The organism is uncultured Campylobacter sp., assembly GCF_938017615.1.
Taxonomy (GTDB): domain Bacteria; phylum Campylobacterota; class Campylobacteria; order Campylobacterales; family Campylobacteraceae; genus Campylobacter_B.
In genome coordinates this window covers 19,821-33,384 of record NZ_CALIJA010000121.1, presented here as the reverse complement: position 1 = coordinate 33,384, position 13,564 = coordinate 19,821, and the positions used below count along the sequence as shown (strand labels likewise).

General features: G+C 49.9%; 8 protein-coding genes. 7 read left to right on the top strand and 1 reads right to left on the bottom strand.

Annotated features, from left to right (window positions below):
* The first annotated feature begins 242 nt into the window (after positions 1–242).
* The 6 genes from Q0620_RS06255 (at position 243) to upp (ending at position 6,647) form a co-directional block, all read left to right on the top strand.
* Entirely contained in the window at positions 243–2,039 is a 1,797-nt protein-coding gene (locus Q0620_RS06255; RefSeq protein ID WP_298783823.1) for a Mur ligase family protein, read from the top strand.
* Between the two features lie 242 nt (positions 2,040–2,281).
* Positions 2,282–2,962, top strand: coding sequence for a DNA alkylation repair protein (locus tag Q0620_RS06250; protein ID WP_298783821.1), 681 nt, complete (start codon positions 2,282–2,284; stop codon positions 2,960–2,962).
* A 98-nt stretch (positions 2,963–3,060) separates the two neighbouring features.
* A complete protein-coding gene (locus Q0620_RS06245) occupies positions 3,061–3,429 on the top strand; it encodes a pyridoxamine 5'-phosphate oxidase family protein (RefSeq protein WP_177389050.1) in 369 nt (122 codons plus the stop codon).
* A 275-nt stretch (positions 3,430–3,704) separates the two neighbouring features.
* Positions 3,705–4,478, top strand: a complete 774-nt coding sequence (locus Q0620_RS06240) for an SDR family oxidoreductase (protein WP_298783818.1) — start codon at positions 3,705–3,707, stop codon at positions 4,476–4,478.
* Positions 4,479–4,853: 375 nt separating this feature from the next.
* A complete protein-coding gene (locus Q0620_RS06235; protein WP_298783816.1) occupies positions 4,854–5,447 on the top strand; it encodes a BON domain-containing protein in 594 nt (197 codons plus the stop codon).
* Between the two features lie 573 nt (positions 5,448–6,020).
* A complete protein-coding gene (upp, locus tag Q0620_RS06230) occupies positions 6,021–6,647 on the top strand; it encodes a uracil phosphoribosyltransferase (RefSeq protein ID WP_298783841.1) in 627 nt (208 codons plus the stop codon).
* A 1,230-nt stretch (positions 6,648–7,877) separates the two neighbouring features.
* On the opposite strand, the gene Q0620_RS06225 is transcribed toward upp, so the two are convergent.
* A complete protein-coding gene (locus Q0620_RS06225; protein ID WP_298783814.1) occupies positions 7,878–9,932 on the bottom strand; it encodes an ATP-dependent helicase in 2,055 nt (684 codons plus the stop codon).
* Positions 9,933–9,973: 41 nt separating this feature from the next.
* On the opposite strand from Q0620_RS06225, the gene Q0620_RS06220 reads away from it, so the two are divergent.
* Positions 9,974–13,564, top strand: a complete 3,591-nt coding sequence (locus tag Q0620_RS06220) for a transglycosylase domain-containing protein (RefSeq protein ID WP_298783813.1) — start codon at positions 9,974–9,976, stop codon at positions 13,562–13,564.

Genomic DNA, 13,564 nt, shown 5'->3' with positions numbered 1-13,564 from the left:
GTGCGGCACAGTATCAATAACGAAAGAGCCGCGCGGCAGCGTAAATTTATCTAGCGCGGCTCGTGCAGCTTTTGCGAGAGCGTGAATTTGCGAGCTAGCGAAGTTTGTAAAATAGAATTTGCAAAGCGAGAATTCGTAAAAGTTGCAAATGAAGTCGAATGCCTGTTAGTCCGAACTCGCCGCGTTTGCCCGCACAGGCTCGCAAAGCGGGCGCGTAAATTTATAAAAAGGAATTTTAAAAGATGAATATAATATTTTTGATCGCGCACGCGGCATTCGTCCTACTGCTGGGCTTTTATCTGATCACCTGCCTGCAGTGGTTTTCGTACAAGCCCGCGCGCATCATCTTTCACTTCACCAAGCCTGCGTGGCACCTCTATTTTTTGATTTTGCCGTTAGCGGCGTATCTTGGCTGCGAGGTCGCGGCGAGCCTCTGCGCGGCTAAATTCGGCGCCGCGTCCCTCTATGCTCTGCACGCCGCTAAAATTCTAATCGTCGCGGTCTATGCGCTAGCGCTTTATTTTTGGCAAAGAGGGCTTGATAAAAAGCTCGTCTTTACGCCGCGCGTGAAGCGATTTTTTGCGATTTTGGCGGTTTGTGTGTTTAGCTTTAACGCCGCGTTTTATGCCGCGGGGGGCCCAATTTTGCCGATATTTTTACCGCTTGGCGCCGCTCTTGCGGCGAGCTTTGCTTACGAGCGGGCGCAGGCTGCGAAATTTAAGGCCGCCGCGCGCAAAAAACTAGCCCAGATGCCCTCCCTTACGATCATTCAGATCACCGCAAGCTACGGCAAGACGAGCATTAAAAACTTCTTGTATCAAATTTTAAAAAACGACTTTCGCTGCTACAAGACGCCGCGCTCGGTAAATACGCTAGCGGGGCTAGTGCGCGACATAAACGAGGCGCTACCCGCAGATACGCAGATCTACATCGCCGAAGCAGGCGCCAGGCTAAGCGGCGACATCGCCGAGATCACCGAGTTTTTGGCGCCGCAGATCGTCGTCGTGGGCGAGATCGGCGCGCAACACATCGAGTATTTCAAAAGCATCGAAAACATCCGCAAAACCAAGCTTGAAGCGCTAACAAGCGCGCGGCTAAAGCATGCGTTTTTGCACAGCTGCACGCAAAAAAGCCCGAGCGAGTGCGTCACTATCTACGACGAGGGGCTGGAAATTTACGATGCGGATATGGACGGAATAAAATTTAGCCTTAGCTTGAGCGAGGATGAAAGCGGTGCGAGCGGCGAAAATTCCGCGCCGCATGCAGACACATCTGCCGCAGGTGGCGAAGGGCAGGGCGATTTGAGCTTAGACGCAAGCAGTGCGGCATGCGCGGAAAAAGACAAAAATTCTAAAAATTACGGCGCCGATTTTGACGATGCAAATTCCATGTCCCGCGCCGAACGGAGCGAGCAAGAATTTTGCAAACAAGCCGTCCGCGCCGCTAGCGACGATAAAATTTGCAGCGACAAAGAGCAGGGCTCGCAAGAAGCTTTGAGTGAGCGTAAAATTTTAAACGGGCGGAGAGAACTATGCGAGAGACATGAGTTTTTTGCGCCGATTTTGGGTAAATTTAACGCCGCAAATCTCGCCGCGTGTATAAAGATCGCGCGATTTTTAGGGCTTAGCGTTGATAAGATCAAAAGCCGCGTCGAGCGCGTCAGCGCCGTCGAGCACAGGCTCGCGCGTCTCGATGCGGGCGGCAAAATCATCATCGACGATAGCTTCAACGGCAATCTAAGCGGCATGCTGCAAAGCTACGAGCTGATGCGAAGCTACGGCGGGCGCAAGGTCATCATCACGCCGGGCATCGTTGAGAGCACGCGCGAGGACAACGAGACGCTCGCTGCTAAAATCGATGAAATTTTTGATCTCGCGATCATTACGGGCGAGTTAAATTCCGAGGTTTTGCAAAGAAAGATCGATCCGGCAAAAACTATCGTTTTGAAGGACAAGCGCGATCTGCAGCGGGTTTTGAGCGAAAATACGCACAGCGGCGATCTAATTTTGTTTTCAAACGACGCGCCGAGTTTCATTTAAGCGGCTTTGGCGATACGGCTTGCTCTGCTTAGCGGCATATGGCGCGATTTAGCAGGCGTATTTTTGAGCAAAAGGCTTTAAGTGGGTGCGGCGAGCGATTTAAACGCGATCTATCGAGCGATTAGTTTGAGCTGCATCGCGATCCGTTTAAATAAATAATCTGGTGCGGCTAAATTTCGGCGCGCCGAGATCAGCTTGCGCCTGGTGAGTTAAAATTTGAAATAAAAATTTAAAGGAAAGCTATGGATTTACGAGAAAATATGCTAGGACAGTTGCGAGCGCTAAGCGAGGAGAAGTTGGCGCAATTTTCGCAGCGCCTGATACCGGCGCCGCAGATTTTAGGCGTGCGCACTCTCGCACTGCGTGCGCTTGCTCGCAAAAGCTTCGCTGCTTTGGGCGGGGCGGATGAAGCGCGTCGCAAGCTGCAAAATTATGAGCCGGTTTTTCACGAGGAGTTCGTGCTAAAAGGCTTTTTTATAATGCTTTTTAAGCAGGATGAGACGAAATTCGCGCTTGCGAGTAGTTTTATCAAAACGATGCCTAATTGGGCGGTTTGCGATATGTTCGCTCCGAAATTCAGAGACGCCGCTTTTGCGGACGCGCTGCTAAAGCAGGCTAAAAACGGCGCGGACGAGTTTGAGAGGCGATTTTTCTACGTTTATTTTATGCGAAATATGGACGCGATCTCGCCCGAGGAATTTTTTGAAATTTGCGCCGCCGAAAGCGACGAGCGGTATTACGTGCAGATGAGCGCGGCGTGGGCGATAGCGGAGATGTTTATCAAGCAGCGCGAGACCACGCTTGCGTTTTTAGAGAGCAAGCGGGCGGTTAAATTTATCCAAAACAAGGCGATATCGAAGATCCGCGATAGCTTTCGCGTAAGCAAGGCCGAAAAAGACGCGCTTTTGAAGTATAAAATTTAACCGCGGCGGAAAGTGGCGGAGGTAGTTAAAATTTCAGTTGCGCGCGGGGCTTGTCAGCCAAAATCGCGAGCTTTAAAATGTAAATTTAAGGAGAGAAAATGTTTAGCAAGGAATTTTTGGAGATTTTGAATTATGAATGCGCCGTGGGTATCGCTACCTGCGCGCAGGGCGAGGCTCATATCAGCAATACGTGGAACAGATATCTCGTCATTAAGGGTGATCGCATCCTTATCCCCGCTGCGGGTATGAAAAAGACGCAAAGCAACGTGGAGGCTAATCCGAACGTCGAGCTTAGCGTCGCAACGAAGGAGCTAGCAGGCAGGTTCGGAGCGGGGCGTGGCTTTGTAGTGAAGGGCACAGCGCGTTTTATTGATAGCGGTGCGGAGTTTGAAGAAACGAAGGCGAAATTTCCATTTGCTACGAGGCTACTTGAAATCACGGCTAGTAGCGTAAAACAGGTGCTGTAAGCCAAGCGGCGCAGTTTGGGTGGAATTTACGGATGAAATTCCCGATGAAATTCCGCTGCGAGCTTTACGATGGAATTTTGCCGTGAAATTTTATCGATGGAATTTTAAAATTAGTAAAATTTTATCGACGAAATTTCGCTTCGCCGTAAAATTTTAAAGCGAGCGAAATTTTAAAGCGGGTAAAATTTCAAAGCCCGCAAAATTTCAAAGTTTGCAAGATCCGTAAGTCTCGCTCAAATTTTTAGAGCATAAATTTACGCATTAAAAGGAAAAGTATGAAACGATTAGAGGGAAAAACTGCCGTAATTACGGGCGGAAGCGACGGAATAGGGCTTGGCATCGCAAAGTGTTTCGCCGAAGAGGGCGCAAATTTGATCCTGCTCGGCAGAAGCGAGGAGAAATTAAAAATCGCGCAGGAGACCTTGGACGGTTACGGCGTGAAAGCTTACGCGGTAGAGGCGGATTTGGCGCAAAGCAAAACGATAAAAGGGCTTTGCGAGCGCATTTTAGCACTACCCCTTAAGATAGATATCCTTGTAAATAACGCCGGGTTGGGAAAATTCGTACCGTTTGAGGCGACCGACGAAGCGCTGCTGGACGCTCATCTAAACCTAAACGTCAAAGCGCCCTATCTGCTTACTCAGGGGCTTTTGGGCGCGCTTGCGGCTAGCAAGGGCTGCGTGATCAATATCTCGTCGTATTTCGCAAACAGAATGCTCGTGGGACGCACCACGACGGCGTATTCGATCACCAAAGGCGCGCTAAATTCTTTTACCAAATCGCTTGCCTTCGAGGTCGGCAAACTCGGCATTCGCATTAATGCCATAGCGCCCGGAAGCGTGCTAACGTCGCAGTTTGAGCGAAATTTAAGCGCGCTTAGCCCGCAGGGACGCGAGGCGTTCGAGCAGATGGTGCAAAATATCTACCCGCTCGGCAAAATCGGCAGCGCGCAGGACATCGGCGATGCGGCGGTGTTTTTGGCGTCGGATGCGGCGAAATGGGTCAGCGGCGCGATATTTGCGATAGACGGTGGACTCACGACGAATTAGCCCCGACCGGGCGGATTTTGGGCGCGGATTTTGAAATATAAAATTTTACAGAGGCGAATTTCGCCGCGAGAAATTTACCCAGTAGAATTTCGCAGCGGCAAATTTGCAATTAAATTTAGCCACGTAGAATTTTACGGCGACGAATACTGCGCGTGAAATTCCGCCGTGGCGAAAGCGCAAAATTCTGCAAGCCGTGCGAATTACAACGTAAATTTTAAAATTTGCGTTGTAAAATTTTACAGCGTGCGGTTTGGATGAAATCTCACGACGCAAAATTTGAAGCTGCGATAAAACGGTGCCTGCGGGGTTAAATTTAAAAAGCGGCGCCGGCAGCTGGCTTGAGATAATTAGAAATTAAACGAGATTGGAGAGGGTTTGAGGGTTTTGTTTCTGGCATTTTTGTCGGTGTTTTTGCTCTCTTGCGCGGCGCTATTTAGCTCGTGCGCGGCTCCGCTGGCGCCCGCTGGCAACGCGCTTAGCGTATACGACATCTACTCCGTAGCGCGCGACCGCCGCAGCGTAAGCGAGGTCGCTAGCGACAAGCTCATCCAGACTAAAATCCAAAGCAAAATTCTATTTACCAAAGGCCTTAGCAGCTGGGATCTGGAGGTCGAGTGCTTCTACGGCGAGGTCTATCTCATCGGGCTGCTTGAGAGCGAAGCGATGCGCGAGCCGCTGCTTGCTTTGGCTCGGCAAACCGAAGGCGTGCGGCGCGTGCATACCTATCTGCGCGTCAAAAAGCCCGAGTATCCGTGCAATTCGTTTGAAATTTTTGCAAATTTAAAGAAAAATCTCTTTTCCGACACCGACGTTTCGGGCACTGCGGTGCGCGTGGCGATTGTGGGTTGCGACGTGGTATTTAGCGGCGTGGTGAGCGACATCGAGCATGAAAAGCACGCGATCTGGTACGCGACGCACGCACCCGGGGTGCAGGACGTGTATTCCTTTCTGCGCGTGGTGAAGGAGTAGGGCTGTTAAATTTGATTGCCCGCGGCACGTTAAAATTTAACAACTTGCGGCGAGTTAAATTAAAATATACGCGCTCGGTTTGTTTTAGCTTGCTTGCGCAGCGCCCGCATGCATGAAATTAAAATTTTATCGGCGCGCAAGATAGCGGGGAATTTTAAAATTTGGATCACGAGCGCGAGCATTAAGTAAATTTAAAGCCGCCTCAGACGATAATTTCGCAGATAAAATTTACATCGCAAGCGCTCACCGAAAAGTAGCGCCAGCGTGCCGATAGAAAGCGCGCCCTGTTTAAATAGCGACCAAATCAGAGGCGGCTCAAGTGAGCTAAATTTAAAGCGCTGAATTTAAAGCGAGTCACCGAGCTAAATTTTGAGCGTCAAAACGCACATATCGTAGGCAAAGACGCTTTAAATTTAAAATCGTGTTGCCATTATCGGCGAAATTTCAGCGACGTGACGCAAAAGCTCGCGCTAAAATATACGATCAAAATGCCCTAAAGGGCGCAAAATTCAGTAAATTTAAGGAGAGAAAATGAGCCAAAGCCAAAAATGTATATACCAAACTGCGTGCGAGCTGCCTAACGTGAGGCTGATCAAGCACCCGCTGATCGAGCATAAGCTCACGATCCTGCGCGATCGAGAGACCGATCCGTTTCAGTTCCGCATGCTCGTCGATGAGATCAGCTACCTGATGATGTTCGAGGCCACGCGCGATCTGGCGCTGCGCGAGGTAAGCGTGCACACGCCCGTGGCGCAAACCAGCGCGTATAAGCTCGCCACAAAGATCATGATCTGTCCGATTTTACGCGCCGCTCTGGGGATGCTAGATAGCGTATTTAAGCTCATGCCAGACGCCAGCGTGGGATTTTTAGGCTTTCAGCGCGACGAAAAGACCGCGCAGGCGGAGTTTTTTTACGCCAAACTGCCCGCAGACGCCGCAGAGCGCACCGCAATCATCATCGATCCGATGTTTGCGACCGGCGGCACAGCGATCGATGCGGTGGAATTTCTGCTGAAAAACGGCGTTAAAAAGATCAAATTTATCTCCATCATCGCAGCGCCCGAGGGACTTCATAAATTTAGCGAGATCTACCCGCAGGTCGAGGTTTTTACCGCGGCGATCGACGAGAGATTAAACGAGCAAAAATATATCGTGCCGGGTCTCGGAGACGCGGGAGATAGGGTGTTTAATACGATGTGAATTGCCTGGCAAAGGACTTTGTGAGGCGTTAAATTTGCGTGGGATAGTATATTTGTGCGGCGATAAATTCATCGGTAGCAAGCTTTAACTGCAATGGAATTTTACGCGACGCGAAATCTATTTATAAATATGCGAGTTGTCGCCGCTCGGAATTCCGTCGCGCCAATAAATTTGGCAGGGCGCGTATTTTTACAGTGTGCGCAATACGTAGTGAAATTTTAAATTTCGCAGCGCCGTAAATTTGATGCGCTTTAAAATTTTAACTCGTCGTAGAATTTGCGGCATTTTTGGAATTTATCAAATAAATTTTAGCTCCGCGATGTATAAAACACGTAAATTTCAAAGTAAGAGAAAGATGAAATAGGGCGGCGGAATTTTATTGCCGTCGAATTCTGCTGCAAAATTCTAGCCGTGCGAGATTTCACGGGGAATTTACCGCATCAAAACTCTACGGCAGAGCGGGAGCTAAATTTTAAAATTTGGCTCGCATTTGCGGCGTAAAATTTTGCAACCGCCCGCGCCGCAAATATCACCATTTTAAACCGCCTTTGATTGCACTGCCACATAGCTCGCGCGCAGCTCGCAAAAAAATTCCGAGCAGTCACGCTTTTCATAGCAGCTTAAAACCCAGCCGTCGCCTACAAAATTTATCGAGCCGCAAAAATAACAAGTTTAAAGCCGCTGTATTTTGCGACCAAGAGCGATTTTACGCTTGCGAGCCGTGGAAATTTTGCGCCGCTATGTCGTTTTAAGCGCGATTCCGCCCTACTGCCGCCCAGTGCGAGCGCGACGAGCGCGAAATCTTACAACTCGCAGTGAGCTATCGGTAAAATTTCAAGTAAGAGTAAAATTTCGCCGCTATAAAGTTAAAATCGTCCTTAGGCTCGGGAGAAATTCTAAAATGGCGGACGGGGGTAAAATTTTATCGCTAGGCCGTATGTCGGGCTCGAATTTGGGCAAAATGTCGATAAATTTTGGCTCGCAAAAGAGCCTGCCACTTCGCAATTCTAACTACGCAAAATCACGCTCATATTGGCGTCGTAGCGCCCGCACCACAAAAATTTACAAATCGCAAAATTTACAAAAATCGCGCGGCGAAATTCTTGCCCTAACGATCCGATAAAGAAGCCGGGGCAGCGGCGCGCCAGACGTATGCGAGGAGTAAAATTCTTACTCAAGCGATCCGCCCGCGCTAAAAATAAAATTTAAAATTTAGCGAGCAAATTTCGCTTACTTCACCAGCCCCGCTTCCCTTAAAAAGCAGCTCGGCTCGTAATTAATCTTTCTGATCTTATCAAATTTCGCGTAGCTTAGCACCAGCTCGTCGCGCGCTCTGGTGACCGCCACGTAAAAGAGCCGCCGCTCCTCCTCCAGGCTGCCGCCCATCGCCATTAGCTTGAGGTTCGGGAAGCGGTTTTGCGCCAGGTCAATGAGATAGACGCTGCAAAACTCAAGCCCCTTGCTTGCGTGCACGCTGAGCAGATTCACCCCCTCGCCCTCGCTCATCTCCTTTGCGCCCAGGGTTATGAAGTTATAAAAGCTCTGCGGATCCGCGTATTTGCCCGCGATCTGCTCTAAAATGCCGCATTTATCGTAGATGCGCGCGGTCTCGTCCTTTTTGCGCTCGTCGTCTATCTTGCCGTTTTTTAGCGTCGCGCGTTTCGTCGCGATAAAGTCCGCTACGAGGGCAAAAAGGCGCGAGTTTTTGATCTGCGAGATCAGCGTAGCAGACCTTGCAACGGAGCCGCTTTTTTTGAAAATTTTATAAATTTCGTGCAAAAACACTGCACCGCCTTCGGTGATTTTATTATGTTTTAGCACCGGATGCGAGCGAAAAAACTCGTCAAATTCCAAAGCCTCAAAGCGCGATACCGAGCCGATTATATCGACATCGTCAAAAAGCCCGAGCTGATAGTTTTTCCTCTTTTTTTCAAAAATTTTAACGCTCTCGTCGGGGCGCAAAAGTCCTGCGTGAATGCTTCCGTGCCCAAGCGCGATTAGCGCGTCGAAAAGCTCCTTGCTTAGCGCGCTGCCGACGCCTCTTGCGTATTCGCACGTGCTCATAAATGCCATCATATCTTTTGGATTTATTATCATCGCGAAAATGTCCGTAAAGGCCTTGATCTCGCGGCTTTCAAAAAAGCTCACGCCGCCTTTTCGCTTCGCGCCGATGCCGAGCTCCTTAAGCGCAACCTCGACGCCGTCGGCGCTGGAGTTGTTGCGAAAGATGACGGCGATCTTTTCGCGCGGAGTGCTGCTTTGCGCGATCTGTGCGGCTACGTGGGCGTATTGCGCCGCCGTATCGTCGTAAACATGCAGCCTAGGCGCGCTAAATTTTCCCTCGCGACCCACGATCAGCTTCTTTTCGTAAAGGCGCGGATTGTTCGCGATAACGCGATTTGCAAGCGCTAAAATCGCCGAGCTTGAGCGGTAGTTGATATTCAGCGCGTAAATTTTGGCGTCCGCAAAGCGCTTGCCGAAGCTGCCGATGATATCGATGTTTGCGCCGTTGAAGGCATAGATGCTCTGATCGAAATCGCCGACGCAAAAAAGGCTTTTCGTCGCGAAGGCATCGATGAGGCTTCCTTGCAGCGAGTTCGTGTCCTGATACTCGTCCACTAAAATTTCATCAAACCGCAGCGGCGCGCCCTTTTGCAGCTCGCGGCGCATCTTTAGCAATACGTCGTTGAAATCGGCGTAGTTAAATTTTGCCTTTTCCTCTTCAAACTCGCGCAAAATATCTGCGTAAATTTCGGCGAATTCCGCCTGATCCTCGTAGTTTTTGCTAAACCAAGTCCCAAAATCCGCGCTCATCTCCTTGTTTTGATACAGTGAGTACACGTCGTACAAATATGCCCCGCCGTAGGGGCGCGCATCGCTTACGTGATAAAATTTGCGCTTTTCTACGAGGCTTTTTAGCAGCGTCTTTAGCTCGGCGGGCTGCTTTAAAATCACGCCTTTGCCCAGCTCGCGAAGTAGGGCGTAGGATACGGCGTGGAAGGTGCCCGCGACGATTGCGGAGGTGATTTTTTTATCAAAATGCCGCTGCAAGCGCGCTATCATCTCACTCGCGGCCTTGTTCGTAAAAGTAAGAAGCAAAATTTTTCTAGGGCTCGTGCCGAGATTTAGCAGATGAGCGATGCGCGCGACGATGGTGCTGGTTTTGCCCGTGCCTGCGCTTGCGATTATCAGATTGTGCCCCGCAGGAGCGGTTGCAGCGGCGTATTGTTCGGTGTTTAGCTTAGCTAGAGCGTCCAAGATTATTCCTTTGCAAAAAGGCGCCATTATAGCCTAAAATCATTAAAATTCTTTGATATAATTGCGCGATGAAATTTCTAAAATTTACGTTAAAAATCGCGCTATTTTGCGCATTTGCATTCGCTCTGTTTTTGATCCTGGACGCGCTTTATCCGCTAAATTTGGATATGCTAAATAAGCAGAAAAGTAGAATTTTATATGACCGAAACGGCGAAATTTTGAATATGCAGATCAGCGACGATCAAATTTGGCGCTTCTACGCAGCCGCGGACGAGATACCGCCGCGGCTGAAACAAAGCGCGATCTACTTCGAAGATCGCTATTTTTACTACCATTTTGGCGTCAATCCAGCCTCGATCCTGCGCGCGGCTACGTATAATTTTACGCAAAATTTTACTAAAAAAAGCGAGGGTAACGTCGAGCGCGTCGGAGCCTCGACGATTACGATGCAGGTTGCGCGTATGATGCGCCCCAAACAGCGCAGCTACAAGAACAAAATCATCGAAATTTTCAACGCCTTTCAGCTGGAGTGGCACTTCAGCAAGGATGAAATTTTAGGAATGTATTTCAACCTCGCCCCATACGGCGGCAACATCGAGGGAGTCAAGACCGCGGCGTATTTTTACTTCAAAAAGGACCTGCGCGAGCTTAGCAACGCTCAAATCGCGCTTCTTAGCGTGATCCCAAAAAACCCGAACAAAAACCGCCTAGACCGCAGATCAAACATCAACGCGCTTAAAAACCGCCTAATTTCGCAGCTGCGAGAGGGCGGCGTGATCTCGCAGAGCGAGTACGAGCGCGCTCTTGCCGAGCCGTTTTCGCCCAGGCGCTACGCAGCGCCCAATTATGCGCCGCATTATGCGCTGTTAGCGTTTAGCAATTATAAAATGCAGAATTTTACCGCCAAAGATGATGCAAATTTCACTCAAAATTTTGATTCTAACGGAGCGCCCGGCGGAGCAGCGGGGCAAGCAGGCTCGTCTGCGTACAGAGCCGCGGCGGCGGTAGAATCAAAATTTTCGGACGCGGCTGGTGCCGAATCAAATTTTACGGCTGCGGCGAAGGTTGGGCTGAATTTATCTAGCGCCGCAAACACGCAGACGGGAGTGGATTTAAAAGAAATGAATCCCAAAGAGGCGGATTTTAAAACGGATGCTCCGAAGAGTTTAAATTTAGGCGGAACGAGCTTAAATTTAAACGAGCGCGAAGGCGCAGAATCACAGGCGGGCGCAAAACCGAATGAACCGAAAAATGTAAAACCAAATGAACGAGAGGGCGCAAACTTGGATGAGAGGCAAGATTTAATTAATGCCGCCCATCCGTCGCAAAATACTCAAAGTCCAAATTTAAACGAGCAACGAGGCGCTACGTATTCGCCGCAGAATTATAACGCAGATGCAAATTCAAATAAAGGGCAAACCGAGTATTCGCCGCAAAATCCGAGTGCGGATATAAATTTAAACAAGCGGCAGAATGTCGTCGGTACCGCACATCCGCATCAAAACTCGCAAAATCGGCAAAATCTAAATTTAAATAGTCGGCAAGATACCGCGCATCCGCCGCAAAATCCGCAGGCAGACGCAAGCTCTAGCGAGCGGTCGAGCGCAAATTTTAGTGCGCAGACAAACTCCGTTTCAGACGCTAGTACGCAGGCGGATTTCGCTTCGTCGGACGCTAGTACTCAGACAGATTCTACTCCGGGCGCCAAAATACAGACGGGTTCCGCTTCAGGCGCTAGGGCGCAGACAAATTCTTCTTTGAGCGCCAAAGCGCAGATAAATTCCTATCCGAACGCTAAAACGCAGGAAAATTCCGCAAACTCTAAAGCGGGCTCGCAGCCCAAGGAGCAAACTGCGCGAGCACAGGAGCTTGCGCGTCTAAACGAGGGTAAAATTTATTCGAGCTTGGATCTTAAAACTCAGATCGCGCTTGAGGTTTTTTTGAAAAGCGAGATCCTCTCTCTACGCGATAAGGGCGTTAGAAACGGCGCTGCGGTGCTGATCGACAACGAAAGCATGAGCGTGATCGCCTATGTCGGCAGCCACGATTTTAGCGCCAATGAGGGGCAAAACGACGGCGTGCGCTCGCAAAAAAACGTAGGCTCGACGCTCAAGCCCTTCATCTACGCCAAAGCCCTTGAGTACGGGCTCATCACCCCTTCAAAGAAGCTGATCGACGCGCCGATAACCTTCGCGGGCTACGTGCCGCGCAACTACAACCAGAGCTTCATGGGTGCAGTGAGTGCGACTGACGCGCTAAGTCTGAGCCTAAATATCCCTGCGGTAAAGCTAAATTTAATGCTTGGTGACGACGGGCTGTATGAGATGCTTAGCGGCGTGCATCTGGCGGAGTTTAGCAAGGATTATTACGGCGCAGGTATCGCGCTTGGCAGTATTTCGATGAGCCTAATGGATCTTGCTCGCCTATACAGCGCGTTTGCAAACGGCGGCAAGCTGCGGAAGCTCGAAATAGCGGGCGCAAAGATCGGCGACGATGCCAAAATTTTAACCCCGCAAAGTGCCTACATCGTAACGCAGATGTTAAGAAACGCGCCGCGCTCCTACCTCGGCTCGGTGTGGCAAAACACCCTAAATGCGCCGCCTCTGATGTTTAAAACGGGTACAAGCGCCGATGCGCGCGATCTCTACACCGTCGCGCTCACGCCGAAATTTACCCTCGGCGTCTGGCTGGGAAATTTCGACGGCTCCAAAACTAGGGATCTTAGCGGCGGCGTCAGCGCGGCAAAAGTGGCGTTTAATATGTTTGCCTTCCTCGATAAATCGGGCATGCTGGGCGAGGTGGAGTTTGCGCGCCCCGCGGGCGTGAGCTTGCGGCGAGTATGCACCGACGCGTACCGCGAAAAGGAGTGCGCGCAAAGCGCCGAGGATCTTACGATCGATGGGATTGAGCCCAACGAGGAGTGCGAAATTTACGGCACGAGCGAGCTTTTTTATCTGCTAAAACACGGTCTAGTCGATCCGCAAAAGGTACGCGCAGGAAGGTGCGCAGCTAAATTTGCCGCCGTAAAGCCCGTGTTAAACGACATCAACGCCAAAACCTACGAGACCGGCGCGGACGGTACGCTGCGGCTAAAGGTGCAGTGCACGGCGGTTTTCGGCGAGCGGGTATATATCAGGCTAAGCGGCGGTTCGCGGGAGTTTATAGCGCTAAATTCCACCGCGTTTACGAGGGAGAATTCCGCGGATTTGGATTTCGAGCATTCTAGCACGGCGCAGCAAGATAATTTAAAGCAAAATTTTACAGCACAAAATTCTATGCGACAAAATTTAGCGCCACAGAATTTAAAATCACAAAATCTTACGAAGCAAAATTCTGCGGGATTGAATTTTATAGCTGAAAATCTAGCCACACGAAATTTGGCGTCGCAAAATTCTATCTTGCAAAATTCTACAGAGCAAAATTCGGAAGTTCAAAATTTCACAGATCAAAATTTCTCGCAACAAAATTCTGCGGCACGAGATTTCACCACGCAAAGCCTAGCGCCTGCAAATTCTAAAGTTAAAACGGGAGAATATTTTGCGCGCACTAACGGTGAGGCTTTTACGCTAAGTCTTGGCGCAGGGGATTTCGAGCTTGGCTGCTTGGACGAAAATGCAAATTTCGCTAAAGCAAATTTTAGAGTAAATGAAAGAAAATAA